This window comes from Pseudomonas sp. ICMP 8385, assembly GCF_002699915.1.
In the GTDB taxonomy this organism is placed as follows: domain Bacteria; phylum Pseudomonadota; class Gammaproteobacteria; order Pseudomonadales; family Pseudomonadaceae; genus Aquipseudomonas; species Aquipseudomonas gessardii.
Map to the genome: position 1 here is coordinate 25,767 of NZ_LKBY01000121.1, position 15,439 is coordinate 41,205.

The following is a 15,439-nucleotide window of genomic DNA, read 5'->3' on the forward strand; positions in this document are numbered from 1 at the left end:
AGCACAACAAATAAACAAGATGGACCGGTCTGAAGCTCAGGCGCCAGCCTTGCGTTGCTCGGCCTGGGCGACAATCACCCGGCGCCGTTGATCGTCGGCAGAGCGCCATTCCCGGATATCTTCCACATGCCGGAAGCAGCCGAGGCAGACTTTTTGCTCATCCAGCCGACACAAACTGATACAAGGTGACGGCACCGCCGGGCTGACATTACTGAACAGCGGCTTGGGCGCACGGGCGGGAGCGGGCTGGGTCACGATCAAATCTCGTCGAAGTCCAGCTCGACGCCGGCCTGTTCCAGGGTGAGGCGTGCAAGCATTTCGCTCAACAGCTCGTCACTGGTGTCGTGCGACCAGCGTTTTTCTTCTTCGTCATAGTCAAAGTGAAAACCGCCAGAGCGCGCCGCCAGCCACAACTGACGCAGCGGCTCCTGGCGGCTGAAGATCAATTGGCTGCCGTTCTCGAACTTGACGGTCAACACGCCTGCAGAATTTTCCAGATCCACGTCCAGGCCACTCTCGTCGAAAATATCCTCCAGCGCTTGCTGGGTCGCATCGACCAGGTCGTGAAAGCGGGCTTCGGTCAAACTCATGGTGGGAACCTCAAAAAGTGTCTACTCACGCTCAAGCGCCGCACGATACGGAGGCGCCATGATGATTGCAAAGGATACCGATTTCATTCCCACCAGCCGCGTGAAATATCCCAGAGTGATGTAGGCCACTTCACGACATACTCGGCAAAGCCCCGCCGGACGGGTGTCCCGGCGCATAGGCAAGCTGGCGGGTGGTCGGTATACTCGGGCGCAATTAATGCATATTCAAGGATTTAGCCATGAAGCGCCTGATCTCTTCCCTTGCTGCGCTCGTCGCGGTCGCTTGCCTCGTCAGTGCCTGTGGTCAAAAAGGCCCGCTGTACCTGCCCGATGACAGCAAAGACCCGAATGAACAGGCAAAAACCTCGCAATCCAAAGCGCACAAGCACGACACCTACTAAGGGATCATCATGGACGCTTTTAACTACCGGGACGGCGAGCTGTTCGCGGAAGGTGTCGCGCTGTCTGCCATTGCCGAGCGCTTTGGTACCCCGACCTACGTGTACTCCCGCGCCCATATCGAAGCGCAATACCGCACCTTCGCCGATGCGCTGGAGGGCACGCCAAGCCTGGTGTGCTACGCCGTAAAAGCCAACTCCAACCTGGGTGTACTCAATGTCCTGGCGCGCCTGGGCGCTGGTTTTGACATTGTGTCCCGGGGCGAGCTGGAGCGTGTGCTGGCCGCTGGCGGCCAGGCCGACAAAATCGTGTTCTCCGGTGTCGGCAAGAGCCGCGAAGACATGCGCCGCGCCCTGGAAGTGGGCGTGCATTGCTTCAACGTCGAATCCACCGACGAGCTGGAGCGCCTGCAAGGGGTGGCCGCCGAGATGGGCGTGCGTGCGCCGATCTCCCTGCGCGTCAACCCGGATGTGGATGCCGGTACCCACCCGTACATTTCCACCGGTCTCAAAGAGAACAAGTTCGGCATCGCCATTGCCGACGCCGAAGACGTGTACATCCGCGCCGCCCAACTGCCGAACCTGGAAGTGCTGGGCGTGGACTGCCATATCGGCTCGCAACTGACCAGCCTGCCACCGTTCCTCGATGCCCTCGACCGCCTGCTGGCGCTGATCGACCGCCTCGGCGAGTGCGGCATCTACCTGCACCACATCGACCTCGGTGGTGGCGTGGGCGTGCGTTATCGCGACGAAGAGCCGCCACTGGTGGCCGACTACATCAAGGCCGTACGCCAGCGCACCGAAGGCCGCGACCTGACGCTGATGTTCGAGCCGGGCCGCTATATCGTCGCCAATGCCGGCGTACTGCTGACCCAGGTCGAGTACCTCAAGCACACCGAATACAAGGATTTCGCCATCGTCGATGCGGCGATGAACGATTTGATCCGCCCGGCGCTGTACCAGGCCTGGATGAACGTCACCGCCGTGACACCGCGTAACAGCGAAGCACGCGCCTACGACATCGTCGGCCCGATCTGCGAAACCGGCGACTTCCTGGCCAAGGACCGTGAACTGGCCCTGGCAGAAGGCGACCTGCTGGCCGTGCATTCGGCCGGCGCCTATGGGTTTGTCATGAGTTCCAACTACAACACCCGCGGGCGTACCGCCGAAGTGTTGGTGGACGGTGATCAAGCGTTTGAAGTGCGTCGCCGCGAGACGGTAGCCGAGTTGTTTGCTGGCGAAAGCCTGCTGCCGGAGTAAGCCATGCTGCTGCGTTTTACCAAGATGCACGGCCTGGGCAATGACTTCATGGTCCTTGACCTGGTCAGCCAGCATGCGCACATCCTGCCCAAGCACGCCAAGCTGTGGGGCGATCGCCATACCGGTATCGGCTTCGACCAGTTGCTGATCGTCGAGGCGCCGAGCAACCCGGAGGTGGACTTCCGCTACCGGATCTTTAACTCCGACGGCTCCGAAGTGGAGCAATGCGGCAACGGCGCACGCTGCTTCGCCCGTTTTGTGCTGGACAAGCGCCTGACCGCCAAACGGCAGATTCGCGTCGAGACCAAAAGCGGCATTATCGAGCTGGATATCCGCAGCGACGGCCAGATCAGCGTCAACATGGGCGCCCCGCGCCTGGTGCCGGCCGACATTCCGTTCCAGGCCGATGCCCAGGCCTTGAGCTATTCGCTGGATGTCGACGGCACCGTGGTCGAGGTGGCCGCCGTGTCCATGGGCAACCCCCATGCGGTGCTGCGGGTCAACGACATCAACAATGCGCCGGTGCATGAGCTGGGGCCGAAGATCGAACATCACCCGCGCTTTCCGGCACGGGTCAATGTCGGCTTCCTGCAGGTCATCGACCGCTCCCGTGCGCAATTGCGGGTGTGGGAGCGCGGCGCCGGGGAAACCCAGGCCTGTGGCACCGGTGCGTGCGCCGCCGCCGTGGCCGCGATCAGCCAGGGCTGGATGGACTCGCCCCTGTTGATCGACCTGCCCGGCGGACGCCTGTCCATCGAATGGGCAGGCCCCGGCCACCCGGTAAAAATGACCGGCCCGGCATCCCGTGTATACGAAGGACAGGTCCGTCTATGAGAGCGACTCGCCAATGACCGATAAGCCCCAGGCACCCGCCAAGCAGCCCGAAGCATCCCCTTGCGCAAGCCTGGAGGCAGCGGCCGTCGCCGCTTACCTGGAGGCTAACCCGGACTTCTTCGTCGAACACGACGAGTTGCTGCCGGCCTTGCGCATTCCCCATCAGCGTGGCGATACCGTGTCGCTGGTGGAACGGCAGATGAAAATCCTGCGCGAGCGCAATATTGAAATGCGCCATCGACTCTCGCAGTTGATGGACGTGGCCCGCGACAACGACCGCCTGTTCGACAAGACCCGCCGCCTGATCCTCGCGCTGCTGGATGCTGGCAGCCTGGAAGACCTGACCATTGCCGTCGAAGACAGCCTGCGCCAGGACTTCCAGGTGCCGTTTGTCAGCCTGATCCTGTTCAGCGACAACCCGATGCCGGTCGGGCGCTGGGTCAAGGGCAGCGAGGCGCAGACCGCCATTGGCGGCCTGTTGTCGGAAGGCAAGACCATCAGCGGCACCCTGCGCGAGCATGAGCTGGACTTCCTGTTTGGCGAAGACCAGCGCGTGCAGATCGGCTCGACGGCCGTGGTCGCCCTCAGCCATCAAGGCTTGCACGGCGTGCTGGCCATCGCCAGCCGTGATCCGCAGCACTACAAGAGCACGGTCGGTACGCTGTTTTTGACCTACATTGCCGAAGTGCTGAGCCGCAGCCTGCCGCGCTTTACCAGCGCCCTGCGCGCGGTGCGCTAGCCATGGAACGGCAACTGGACGCCTACTGCGCTCACCTGCGCAGCGAGCGCCAGGTGTCTGCCCATACGCTGGAAGCCTATCGACGGGACTTGAACAAGGTCCTGGCGTTCTGCCAGAAACAACAGATCGGCAGCTGGAAGGCCCTTGATATCCAGGGCCTGCGCAGCCTGATTGCACGCCTGCACCAGCAGGGCCAATCCTCCCGCAGCCTGGCGCGCCTGCTGTCGGCGGTGCGCGGCCTGTATCACTACCTCAACCGCGAAGGCCTGTGCGACCACGACCCGGCCAACGGCCTGGCGCCGCCCAAGGGTGAGCGCCGCCTGCCCAAGACCCTGGATGCCGACCGCACTCTGCAATTGCTCGACGGCGCGGTCGAGGATGATTTCCTGGCGCACCGCGACCAGGCGATCCTGGAGCTGTTCTACTCCTCGGGCCTGCGCCTGTCGGAGCTGACCAGCCTCAACCTCGAACAACTGGACCTGGCCGATGGCCTGGTGCAAGTACACGGCAAAGGCAGCAAGACCCGCGTGCTGCCCATCGGTAAAAAGGCCCGGGACGCCCTGCTGGTATGGCTGCCCCTGCGAGCCCTGGCCAACCCACCGGACGATGCGGTGTTTGTCAGCCAGCAAGGCCGACGCCTCGGGCCACGGGCCATTCAGTTGCGGGTCAAGGCAGCGGGCGAGCGGGAGCTGGGGCAAAACCTGCATCCGCACATGCTGCGCCACTCCTTTGCCAGCCACCTGCTGGAATCGTCACAAGACTTGCGCGCCGTGCAGGAACTGCTCGGCCACTCGGATATCAAGACCACCCAGATCTACACCCACCTGGACTTCCAGCACCTGGCGACGGTGTACGACAGCGCCCACCCTCGGGCCAAACGCGTTAAAGGCGGCGACTCATGAGCATCAAACTAATCACCTTCGACCTGGACGATACCCTGTGGGACAACGTCCCCGTCATCATCAGTGCCGAAGCATCGATGCGCCAATGGCTGGCGACCCATGCGTCCAAGGTCGGCGAGTTGCCCCTGGAGCATTTCGCCAGCCTGCGCCAGCAGGTGCTGCAACGTCATCCAGAGCTCAAGCACCGAATCAGCGTGCTGCGCCAACGGGTGCTGATGCACGCCTTTGAAGAGGCCGGCTACCCACAACCGCAGGCCGCGGAAATGGCCGATGTATGCTTTGAAGCGTTCATTCATGCACGGCACCAGCTCACCGTCTTCCCGGAAGCCGAGCCGATGCTGCAAGCCCTGCGCCAGCACTTTTTGCTGGGGGTGATCACCAATGGCAATGCCGATGTGCAGCGCGTAGGCCTGGCGGATTACTTCCACTTCGCGCTGAGGGCCGAGGATATTGGCATCGCCAAGCCGGATGCACGCTTGTTCCAGGAGGCTCTGCAACGTGGCGGGGTGGATGCCGCTGCGGCGGTGCACATTGGCGACCATCCTGGCGATGACATCGCCGGGGCACAGCAGGCGGGGTTGCGAGCGGTGTGGTTCAACCCGACGGGCAAGGCTTGGGAAGGTGAAACGTTGCCGGATGCGCAGATTCGTAGCCTGGCCGAGTTGCCGGAGCTGCTGACCCGCTGGAAATGATACAAAACCCAATGTGGGAGCTGGCTTGCCTGCGATAGCGCTGTACCAGTCGATGTAGTTATTGACTGACCCACCGCTATCGCAGGCAAGCCAGCTCCCACATGGGTTTCGGCAGTGGCCATTTATTTCAGGCATGAAAAAACCCGCAGCGACGGCGGGCTTTTTCAGCAAGCAAGTAACCGGCCTCAGATAGGCCGACTGCCGTACTTGTTATCCGGCTTCTTCGGTGGGTCGGCCACCACGTTAGCCTCGACTTCCTGCACTTTACCGCCTTTGGCGAGGAATTCTTCCATCGCGCGGGCCAGCGCATCGCGCTCTTTGTTCTTGGCTTCAACGCTCGGCAACTCGTCTACCGACACAGCCGCCTTGGCCTTACCCTTGGCGGTAGGGGCCGGTGCGTCCTCACCACCATCGTCGTCAGCTACGTCTTCGGCTACCGCTTCCAGACCTTCTTCGGTTTCATCGTCACCTACTTCAAGGTCATCGTTTTCCAGATCATCGTCGCTCATGTTCTACCTCATGACTTGCGAAAAGCAGATTAGTTATAGCCCAGCTTCACCATCTGTCGAAGGCTGCCGGAAAAAAATCAACGTCCACCGGATAACCAGTGGCTTATGCCCCGTCACCGTGCAAGGTGCCGAGGGTTTTGCGAGCACCGTCATGATCACGCTGCTCGCCCAGATAAACGCTTTGCCATGTGCCCATTGCCAAGTGGCCGGCCTTGACCGGCAAACTCGGTTGGCGACCCGATAGGCTGCCCTTGAAATGACCCGGGGCCTGGCCCGCTGAGTAATCAGGGTCTGTCGCCATATACAGTTCTGCGCCCATCGGCGCGCATTCTAGCGCGCTCTGGGAAAAAACAAAGTGCCGAATACGCCTACATGCCTGTAAGACATTCGCACAGTGAAAACTGCCTTGTGGATCCGATCACAAACGCGACACAAAAAATCTCACAAGCCTTCACCACAGGCAAATACCAGACAAAAAAATGCCCGGCAAGCCGGGCATGTTTTTTTTCATACGTTCTTACAAGTTGTAGCCACGCTCGTTGTGCTCCGCCAGGTCCAGGCCCACGGCCTCTTCCTCTTCGGTTACACGCAAGCCAATGGTCAAGTCCAGCACCTTGAGAATCACAAAGGTCACGATACCGGTATAGATCACGGTGAAACCAACGCCCTTGGCCTGGATCCAGACCTGTGCGGCAATATCGGTCACCGTGCCGAAGCCACCCAGGATCGGCGCCGCGAATACGCCGGTCAGAATCGCCCCGACAATCCCGCCGACACCGTGTACACCGAAGGCATCCAGGGAGTCATCGTAGCCCAGCTTGCGCTTGAGGCTGGTGGCACAGAAGAAGCAGATCACGCCAGACGCCAGGCCGATCACCAGGGCCCCCATTGGGCCCACGGTACCGGCGGCCGGTGTAACAGCCACCAGGCCGGCCACCACACCCGAGGCGATACCCAGCGCGCTTGGCTTGCCGTGGGTAATCCACTCGGCGAACATCCAGCCCAGGGCCGCAGCAGCGGTGGCGATCTGGGTCACCAGCATCGCCATGCCGGCCGTGCCGTTGGCCGCTGCGGCGGAGCCGGCGTTGAAGCCGAACCAGCCGATCCACAGCATCGCCGCGCCGATCAGGGTGTAGCCCAGGTTATGCGGGGCCATTGGGGTGGTCGGGTAGCCTTTACGCTTGCCGAGCACGATGCACGCCACCAGGCCAGCCACACCGGCGTTGATATGCACCACGGTGCCGCCAGCGAAGTCCAGCACGCCCCAGTCCCACATCAGGCCGCCATTGCCGCTCCAGACCATGTGCGCGATCGGCGCATAGACCAGGGTGAACCAGATGGCCATGAACAGCAGCATCGCAGAGAACTTCATGCGCTCGGCGAACGCACCGACGATCAGCGCCGGGGTGATGATCGCGAAGGTCATCTGGAAGGTGATGAACACCGCTTCCGGGAACAGTGCCGCCGGGCCCGTGATGCTGGACGGGGTGACACCCGCCAGGAACGCCTTGCCCATGCCGCCGAAGAACGAGTTGAAGTTGACGACGCCCTGCTCCATGCCCGTGGTGTCGAACGCAATGCTGTAGCCGTAGACGACCCACAGGATGCTGATCAGACCGGTAATGGCGAAGCACTGCATCATCACGGAAAGAATGTTTTTGGAGCGGACCATGCCGCCGTAGAACAGCGCCAGGCCAGGGATGGTCATGAACAGCACCAATGCAGTGGCTGTCAGCATCCAGGCGGTGTCGCCGGAGTTGAGGACTGGCGCCGCCACTTCGTCTGCCGCCAAGGCCAGGCTGGGTATTACGATGGACAACAGGGCTCCTAGCCCTGCGAATTTACGCAGAGTCATATTGTTTTCTCCTGGGGCGTTGGGGTTTGGCGGCTTAGATTGCGTCGGTATCGGTTTCGCCGGTACGGATGCGGATAGCCTGTTCCAGATTGACCACGAAGATCTTGCCGTCACCGATCTTGCCGGTGTTGGCCGCCTTGGTTATCGCCTCGATAACCCGGTCAAGATCCTTGTCGTCAATGGCGACATCAATCTTCACCTTCGGCAGGAAATCGACCACGTATTCCGCACCGCGATACAGCTCGGTATGACCCTTCTGCCGACCGAAGCCCTTGACCTCGGTAACGGTAATGCCCTGCACGCCGATCTCGGACAGCGACTCGCGTACATCGTCCAACTTGAACGGCTTGATGATGGCAGTGACTAGCTTCATGAAAACTCTCTCCCGAATTGGTGGACTTGCCCCAGGAAAACAAACCCGTCTCAAGTCTAAGCGCAGTGCCTGGCTTTGTAACGCATCGTCGCCTCGGCAATTGCCATTGCGACGCCAGCCAACCGTTGGTAACGAAACATGTACCCTGATCCGTCAGCGCACTGCATTCGTCACAGCGACTGCATCAGTGCATGGGTCATGATCACCTAAGCAGAAACCTTGCCAGCTCCGTAAAAACAAACGAAATCAGCCCCTTGCCCGCTCCTGCCGGCCCATCGGGCTGTGTAGCGGCCTGGATACGCACAAAAACAGTGCACACCTATTCCGTTCAATGCGCGAAAAACGTGCAGTCGCCAGCGTGAAAAAGACTATAGCCACTGCGTGATACACTGCCGGCCAACTGTTTTCCGGAATGTTTCCCATGCTCGCGCCCAAAGACCTCCTCGACGCCCTGAGCGGCCACGCCTCTCGCCTGTTTAGCGGCGAAACCCCGCTGCCCCGCACTGAAATCGAAAGCCAGTTCAAGGCGTTGCTGCAAAGCGGGTTCAGCAAGCTGGACCTGGTCAGCCGTGAAGAATTCGACAGCCAGATGGTAGTCCTGGCCCGCACCCGTGCGCGGCTGGAGAGCCTGGAGGCGAAGGTGGCAGAGCTGGAAGCGCGGTTGAATCCCAGCGAGCAATAACACGCCGTACTTGTAGGAGCGAGCTTGCTCGCGAAAAACCTGAAAACGCCGCGCGCATCCAGAAGCCCCGCGTTATCGTTGGCGTTTTTCGCGAGCAAGCTCGCTCCTACAGTAGGTTTCCTGCTGCCTTGGATACGTTCTGTAAAACCTCCACACGGCGCCTCCCCCGCCCTCGTCTACCCTTGAAAAACCGCAAAGCGGCCCTCCCTTTCAAGGAACGAGCATGTCCCTCGCCATCGTCCACAGCCGCGCCCAGATCGGCGTCGAAGCCCCTGCCGTCACCGTCGAGGTGCATATGGCCAATGGTTTGCCATCGCTGACGCTGGTGGGCCTGCCGGAGGCGGCGGTCAAGGAGAGCAAGGACCGGGTGCGCAGCGCCATTCTCAATAGCGCGCTGCAATACCCCGCGCGCCGCATCACCCTTAACCTGGCGCCCGCCGACCTGCCCAAGGACGGTGGGCGTTTTGACTTGGCGATTGCCCTGGGGATTCTCGCGGCCAGCGTGCAGGTGCCCGCGCTGGCGCTGGATGATGTGGAATGCCTTGGCGAACTGGCCCTGTCTGGCGAGGTGCGCGCGGTCAAAGGGGTGTTGCCGGCCGCGCTGGCGGCACGCAAGGCCGGGCGCAGCATGATCGTGCCCAGGGCCAATGCCGAGGAAGCGTGCCTGGCCTGCGGGTTGAAGGTGATTGCGGTGGATCATCTGCTGCAAGTGGTGGCGCACCTCAATGGCCTGGTGCCGATCGAGCCTTACACGTCCGACGGGTTGCTGTACCTGAACAAGCCTTACCCGGACCTGAGCGAGGTGCAGGGCCAGCTTGCCGCCAAGCGCGCCCTGCTGATTGCGGCAGCGGGTGCCCACAACTTGCTGTTCAGCGGGCCACCCGGCACCGGCAAGACCTTGCTCGCCAGCCGCCTGCCCGGGCTGCTGCCGCCCTTGAGCGAACAGGAGGCACTGGAAGTGGCGGCGATCCAGTCGGTGGTCAGTCTCGCCCCCTTGAGCCACTGGCCCCAGCGGCCCTTTCGCCAGCCGCACCATTCGGCATCCGGGCCGGCGCTGGTGGGTGGCGGCTCGAAACCACAGCCAGGGGAAATCACCCTGGCCCATCACGGGGTGCTGTTTCTCGATGAGCTGCCGGAATTTGATCGCAAGGTGCTGGAGGTGCTGCGCGAACCGTTGGAGTCCGGCCATATCGTGATTTCCCGCGCCCGCGACCGCGTAAGTTTCCCGGCACGCTTTCAACTGGTGGCGGCGATGAACCCCTGCCCCTGCGGCTATATGGGCGAACCCAGCGGGCGCTGTCGGTGCACGCCGGAACAGATCCAGCGCTATCGCAACAAACTCTCGGGGCCGTTGCTGGACCGGATTGATTTGCACCTGACTGTGGCACGCGAAACCACCGTGCTGAACCCCTTCCAAAAGGTCGGTGATGACACGGCGAAGGCATCCGCCCAAGTGGCCGAGGCCCGGGAGCGCCAGCAAGGGCGCCAGGGTTGCGCGAATGCCTTCCTCGACCTGGCGGGATTACGCGAGCACTGCGCACTGGTAAAAGCCGATGAAAGCTGGCTGGAGGGAGCTTGCGAGCGGCTGACGTTATCGCTGCGCGCAGCTCACCGACTGCTCAAGGTCGCGCGTACCCTGGCAGACCTTGAGCAAGTGGAAGGCATCGCTCGCCATCACTTGGCGGAGGCATTGCAGTACCGACCGGCAATCCCCACCTGAAATCCTATACACAACCTAATCTGTTACCCGTCAGATAAAATTCCAATCGTACGGTCTACTACAAGCAGATTAAGATTTTTCAACAAGAGCCCGACATAGACAGCAAACACATCAGAATCAGCAAACGATCCCATAAAATCTTGCAATCAAATAATCAACCAAAACTTTCAACTTTTGCGAGCCATATTTATTAGGTTTATATAATAGCCACGCCATGCCTTGAGAACTACCAATATATCTCCAGTTTGGCAAGACAGCAATCAGGCGCCCCGCACTCAACTCTGATTCTGTAACGGCGCTAGGCAAGCAAGCTATTCCCAAACTATTTAGTGTTGCCTTGAGGACCGCTTCAATATCATTCGAGCAATAGCGCCCGCTAATCATAACTTCAGATGTTTCGTGCTCATTAGCGAACTCCCACCGCTTGTCCTCTGAGATTTCAGCAATTGCAATACAGCTATGCCCCGATAATTCAGAGGGATGGTTTGGAACTCCGTAAAAATCGATATACTCCGGCGTTGCACACACTGTAAAATCTACATTGAAGAGTTTTCTAGCGACCAACCCCAAAGGTGGCGCATCAGTTATCCTTATACTTAGATCAATCTCATCACAAATTAAATCCTCTTCAACAGCATCAAAAATGAACTGGACGTTTATTTCTGGAAACTTTCGCAAGAATTCTGGCATAAGCTGATTGAGGGAGTTGTTCAGTATTTTGGAAGCGGAAATTTTTATTAGCCCCTGCGGCCGCCCAAGCTCTTCTTTCAGATCAAGCACTCTCGATGAAAAATTAAGCAAATCCTTACAGTGGCGATAAACTTTAGCACCATCAGAGTTCACTTTCAGATGTCGCGTACTACGCTCAATTAAACGCAGAGACAAAATTCGCTCCAGCTTTGAAATTTGCCGACTGACAGCAGAAGCAGATACCCCTAGCTTTTCCGACGCGTCAATAAAACTACCTGTTTCAACTACAACTGCAAATGCAGCCATATAGGGGAGCATATCGACATAATCCTTATGCATATAGTTCCTCGATTCGCTATGAAGACGTCATATTATTTTAAATCACCAACCTTGAGGCTCGTGATTGTTTTTATATCCGCAACCATACTTTCGCTAAAACCGATTGTGCACATCGCAACACTTAGAACAAGCTATAAAATGAAATCCCTCAAGAAAAAGTACAACCTCGAAGGATTAGCACTTCAATAAACCACTATCAATACTACAGCAAGAGATCAAACATACAGTAAATCCAATCGTTTAATCAATTAAACATATGCAAAATCATTGCGCCCATCAATACAAGCACGACGCCGATTAGCTGCCAACCTCCCAGCCGTTCCTTGAAAACCAAAAAACCTAATATTGCAGCTATTCCACCCGAAAGCGTGCTAATGACGGTAACAACAGAAACCGAACCATTAATAGCGCCCCAAGAAAAAGCAGAAAACCCACCTAAATTAAACAAGCTAGCTGCAACTAACAAACCTATATTTTTACGTGGCGGCAACTTGAGACCTGCATTCAGCTTAAGCACTATAAAAAATAACACAAATAGCCCTACGGCATACCCCAACCATAACATGGTAATCGGGCCTAATATGGGAAGCGCATATTTTCCTTGTATCCAAAGACTCGTACCGTACAGAATCGCAGCTACAAGACCAAAAAAAATCGAAAATTTGTTTTGGTGGTTGGTCTTCACATCAGAATCCACATGGATGCTTGTAAGCAAGACTCCGATGACACAGATTAGAATACCAACGAACTGGCTAAGAGCAATAACATCTCCACTAGCCCAAGCTAGCGCGGTGGTAAATACACCATAAGAAGTTATCAACGGTGCAACAATCGCAGTCTTCCCGAGTGCAAACGCTTTAGAGAGTGCTAAAGCACCTGTCACGGTGCATACCGCAGCGACTAGCCCCGCCCCCCAAATTACCAAAGGCGCCGACAGTGACTTGATAAAATAGAACGGGTAAAGCAATAACAGGATGCTCATCAGCACAAAACCTAATGCCTGGCCAAAAAAAACAGCCCTTTTTACGCCAACAGCACGGGCATTCAACCCAACGAGAAAATCAGTGCCCCCCCAAAACAAAGCGGCAACAAGCCCCATAATCACATCCATTACTGTAATCCCCTTCCTACTTCTTTAAATTATTTTTATATAATTAGCAGAAATTAGTCTAGGACTGATGAAAAAGTCAAATCCTCACTTTGACCCTTTTATTTGCACATTAGCGTCGTCCCCGCGTAATTTTGCAAAACAATTCATCAGCGGCGGAGTCGTCACAATCGATAAAAGTGCGATAATTAGGAAAATGCCGTAGGCCTTTTCCGATAAAATCCCCAGCTGCAATCCAATATTTAAGATTACAAGCTCGACGAGTCCTTTAGTATTCATCAGTAAACCAACCTCCATAGCTATGGCCGGACTCAGGCCGCAAATTCGACCAGCTAAATAAGTACCCACTACTTTTCCGAAAAAACCACCGAATGCAAAAATACCTAACCATAACCAAGTATCGAATTGTAAAAAATAGCCAAAACTGACCTGAAGCCCGGAATAAGCAAAAAATAATGGAATGAAAAATACATGTGCAAACTCCCCAATAGTTAGCCTCCAAGTATGCTGAAGTCCAGGGACCTTGCAAAATACATATGCCGCAATTACCACACCTATGGCTTGATGAAATCCTAATTGTGAGGTTACCTCAGCGCTCATCAGACAATAACAAATCGCAAAAACTAATTGCACGCTCTTATTTCTATCAGGCACTTGCTCGCGGCACAGAAAGGAGATTAGAGGACGAATCATATAAAAAGAAATTCCGCAAAACCCAATTAAACTCAATATACTTACTAGCCCCCCAACAACACTTGTTTTTTCAACGGAATTAAAAGCCACTAAGAAAGCCAATCCGACCCAAGCAAGTACGTCCGTATAAATTGCACTAGATAAAGCAATAGAAGCTGTCGAGGTAGACATACATCCTAAGTGATTAATTATTTTAATCAATACCGGCAACGCTGTAACTGATAACGCAAGACCACAGAAAAATACGTATGGCCAAAGAGCGATATCAGGTGCTAAAGTTTCCTTGGACATGGTTGCGATTAGACATCCGATCAGGAACGTTAATGAGACTCCAAATAGGGTGATGACCAAGGGTATCAATCTAGCATTTCGTATTTTTCCAGTATGCATAAAAGACGTATGCCATACCACCTCGAACATTAGAAGCACTAGTCCCAAGTCAGCAAGGACCTTTAAATCCTCCAAAGAATCGTTGAAAAACAATGCGGCGTACCCGTTAGGCCAAAGTACACCAAATACTGAAGCCCCCAGTAACAAACCAGCGCTGATTTCCCCTATCATGCGACTTTGTCCGACCTTCTCCGCTAATCGCCCTAACACAAGAGAAAGAGTAATAATTAGAGAGACTTGTACCATCCAAGTAGCCATTCTGCTGCCCTAAATAAAGTCACCACCATGGAATATATGCATTACTATGTCGAACGATTTGACTCCGCTTGAAAACTAACAGCAATGTAACCGCATAACCTCATGCACCAACTTTGAGTGTTCTACGAGAACATCTTGGCTTTCATGCACCAAGTATACGAATCCCCAAGTGGATAAAAAATCTTGGGTATCCTGTACAAGATCTCCAGCCTTCACCAACACATCGATATTGACTACCGAGGAAAGCTCTTTGACCTCATCAACACCTGAAACCGAAATAATTTTCCCTACACCCACATTAATAAGGCAGCAAATACAGAAATGTTTTCTGTAATCAACGCCTTTAAAATTCTCTATAGATCGACCTAGAAAAATATCTAGATTAAGGCTATACCAATTCAATCCAGTGCATTGCTCTGCAAGAGAAGGTACATTCGCCCCAGAAAGCCGTCCGTTTTGCTCAATGATTACCCATCCATCCACGGAGCTTTTAAACTCAATGTCATTAATTCCATAGTCCGCCTCTAAGGCCTCATTGACTCTCCTTATATATTTGAATGCATTCTTTGCCTTCGAACTCACGGTTGATAGGGATCGAATATTTTTGTATACACTGGGATTGTTACCAACTCGGATTTTTTCGTACTCCGCAAAACATAATATATTTTTCTTTTTATATTTCCCAAAATTCGCTGTAGCCATGAAATACTCTGGCCCTTCAATGAACGGTTCAATTAGAGCACCTCGTTCCTCTTGTACATAACCCTCATGTGCCGACTCGATCGCCGCGACCGCCTTATAGACATCTGCTCGACTATGACAGATTTTAACATTTTTGCTGCCCGTTCCCTGGCACGGCTTCACTACCGCTGGGTACTCAAATTCAGCAAAATCACATTTGAATAATTGATCCAACGAAATTTCTGTAGAGATAGTTGCTGGAACACTATTAGCGTGCAGGCGATGCTTCATTGCGAGCTTGTTAGTCCTTGCTTGCCGAGTCGCGACCGGATTACCAATAAGGCCAAAATGTTGAGCCAGTTCATCACTCAATTTAAGAGCAGAGTCGGATCCTGGTAAAATGGCCTTAACGTTAAGGTCGAAGAGCCTTTCGATCGCTTCAGAAAAATCGTAGGCCTTAACAGTAATCTCGAATCCGTCGCAACTGTGCAATCTGTCGAGCATTCCGGGGAATCGGTCTCTCGTCACAAGCGCCACCGAACGAAAACCTTTTTTTATTATCTCAGTTCCGTATCGCCTAGCGGAACTGACAGGATCAATGACTACAATGGATTGGAGCGCCTTCATGCTTAGGGATGGTCTGAAGTAGCCATGTATTTCCCCGGCATACCACCTAGCGCAACTTTTAAACTCGCCAAATGATCAAAAAACAATCAATTCGACGAG

General features: G+C 55.6%; 17 protein-coding genes and 1 pseudogene. 8 read left to right on the forward strand and 10 right to left on the reverse strand.

The genetic code is table 11. The annotated features are described in order from the left end of the window. Nucleotides 1–36: 36 nt before the first annotated feature. Both AO268_RS23670 and cyaY read right to left on the reverse strand, forming a co-directional pair. Entirely contained in the window at nt 37–255 is a 219-nt protein-coding gene (locus tag AO268_RS23670) for a DUF1289 domain-containing protein (RefSeq protein WP_032856898.1), read from the reverse strand. A gap of 2 nt (nt 256–257) precedes the next feature. Next, entirely contained in the window at nt 258–590 is a 333-nt protein-coding gene (gene cyaY / locus AO268_RS23675; RefSeq protein WP_076964263.1) for an iron donor protein CyaY, read from the reverse strand. 239 nt (nt 591–829) lie between these two features. On the opposite strand from cyaY, the gene lptM reads away from it, so the two are divergent. Genes lptM through AO268_RS23705 form a run of 6 tightly spaced genes read left to right on the forward strand, consistent with a single transcriptional unit; the run spans nt 830 to nt 5,415 of the window. Beyond that, nucleotides 830–991, forward strand: a complete 162-nt coding sequence (gene lptM, locus AO268_RS23680) for an LPS translocon maturation chaperone LptM (protein ID WP_076964264.1) — start codon at nt 830–832, stop codon at nt 989–991. 9 nt (nt 992–1,000) lie between these two features. Then, the gene (gene lysA / locus AO268_RS23685; protein WP_076964265.1) at nt 1,001–2,248 is read left to right on the forward strand and encodes a diaminopimelate decarboxylase; all 1,248 of its coding nucleotides are present in this window, start codon (nt 1,001–1,003) and stop codon (nt 2,246–2,248) included. Between the two features lie 3 nt (nt 2,249–2,251). After that, complete coding sequence (gene dapF, locus AO268_RS23690; protein ID WP_099170021.1) at nt 2,252–3,082, forward strand: diaminopimelate epimerase; 831 nt, start codon at nt 2,252–2,254, stop codon at nt 3,080–3,082. 13 nt (nt 3,083–3,095) lie between these two features. Further along, complete coding sequence (locus tag AO268_RS23695) at nt 3,096–3,821, forward strand: DUF484 family protein (protein WP_076964267.1); 726 nt, start codon at nt 3,096–3,098, stop codon at nt 3,819–3,821. A 2-nt stretch (nt 3,822–3,823) separates the two neighbouring features. Beyond that, nucleotides 3,824–4,723, forward strand: coding sequence for a tyrosine recombinase XerC (xerC, locus tag AO268_RS23700; protein ID WP_076964268.1), 900 nt, complete (start codon nt 3,824–3,826; stop codon nt 4,721–4,723). Next, nucleotides 4,720–5,415, forward strand: a complete 696-nt coding sequence (locus AO268_RS23705) for an HAD family hydrolase (protein WP_099170022.1) — start codon at nt 4,720–4,722, stop codon at nt 5,413–5,415. The genes xerC and AO268_RS23705 overlap by 4 nt, the downstream gene beginning before the upstream one ends. Nucleotides 5,416–5,600: 185 nt before the next feature. On the opposite strand, the gene sutA is transcribed toward AO268_RS23705, so the two are convergent. The 4 genes and pseudogenes from sutA to glnK all read right to left on the reverse strand — a co-directional run bounded on the left by sutA (nt 5,601) and on the right by glnK (nt 8,152). Continuing rightward, nucleotides 5,601–5,924 carry a transcriptional regulator SutA gene (gene sutA, locus AO268_RS23710; RefSeq protein WP_076964270.1) on the reverse strand — a complete coding sequence of 108 codons (324 nt, stop codon included), beginning with the start codon at nt 5,922–5,924 and terminating at the stop codon, nt 5,601–5,603. A gap of 103 nt (nt 5,925–6,027) precedes the next feature. After that, nucleotides 6,028–6,189 (reverse strand): annotated as a pseudogene (locus AO268_RS23715) (YjbQ family protein); the annotation flags it as partial. Between the two features lie 252 nt (nt 6,190–6,441). Then, a complete protein-coding gene (locus tag AO268_RS23720) occupies nt 6,442–7,779 on the reverse strand; it encodes an ammonium transporter (RefSeq protein ID WP_076964271.1) in 1,338 nt (445 codons plus the stop codon). A 34-nt stretch (nt 7,780–7,813) separates the two neighbouring features. Next, nucleotides 7,814–8,152, reverse strand: coding sequence for a P-II family nitrogen regulator (gene glnK, locus AO268_RS23725; protein WP_002555808.1), 339 nt, complete (start codon nt 8,150–8,152; stop codon nt 7,814–7,816). 421 nt (nt 8,153–8,573) lie between these two features. Here glnK and AO268_RS23730 point away from each other — a divergent pair, with 421 nt between their 5' ends. Both AO268_RS23730 and AO268_RS23735 read left to right on the forward strand, forming a co-directional pair. Further along, nucleotides 8,574–8,834, forward strand: a complete 261-nt coding sequence (locus tag AO268_RS23730) for an accessory factor UbiK family protein (RefSeq protein ID WP_076964272.1) — start codon at nt 8,574–8,576, stop codon at nt 8,832–8,834. A gap of 223 nt (nt 8,835–9,057) precedes the next feature. Next, entirely contained in the window at nt 9,058–10,554 is a 1,497-nt protein-coding gene (locus tag AO268_RS23735; RefSeq protein ID WP_099170023.1) for a YifB family Mg chelatase-like AAA ATPase, read from the forward strand. Between the two features lie 117 nt (nt 10,555–10,671). Here AO268_RS23735 and AO268_RS23740 read toward each other — a convergent pair whose 3' ends face one another. From AO268_RS23740 to AO268_RS23755, 4 genes are all read right to left on the reverse strand, one after another. Beyond that, complete coding sequence (locus tag AO268_RS23740; RefSeq protein WP_099170024.1) at nt 10,672–11,583, reverse strand: LysR family transcriptional regulator; 912 nt, start codon at nt 11,581–11,583, stop codon at nt 10,672–10,674. 244 nt (nt 11,584–11,827) lie between these two features. After that, the gene (locus AO268_RS23745) at nt 11,828–12,694 is read right to left on the reverse strand and encodes a DMT family transporter (protein ID WP_099170025.1); all 867 of its coding nucleotides are present in this window, start codon (nt 12,692–12,694) and stop codon (nt 11,828–11,830) included. A gap of 84 nt (nt 12,695–12,778) precedes the next feature. Further along, a complete protein-coding gene (locus AO268_RS23750) occupies nt 12,779–14,032 on the reverse strand; it encodes a cation:proton antiporter (protein ID WP_099170026.1) in 1,254 nt (417 codons plus the stop codon). 75 nt (nt 14,033–14,107) lie between these two features. Continuing rightward, on the reverse strand, nt 14,108–15,217 hold the full coding sequence (locus AO268_RS23755) for an ATP-grasp domain-containing protein (RefSeq protein ID WP_176561410.1): 1,110 nt from the start codon (nt 15,215–15,217) through the stop codon (nt 14,108–14,110). Between the last annotated feature and the right edge of the window lie 222 nt (nt 15,218–15,439).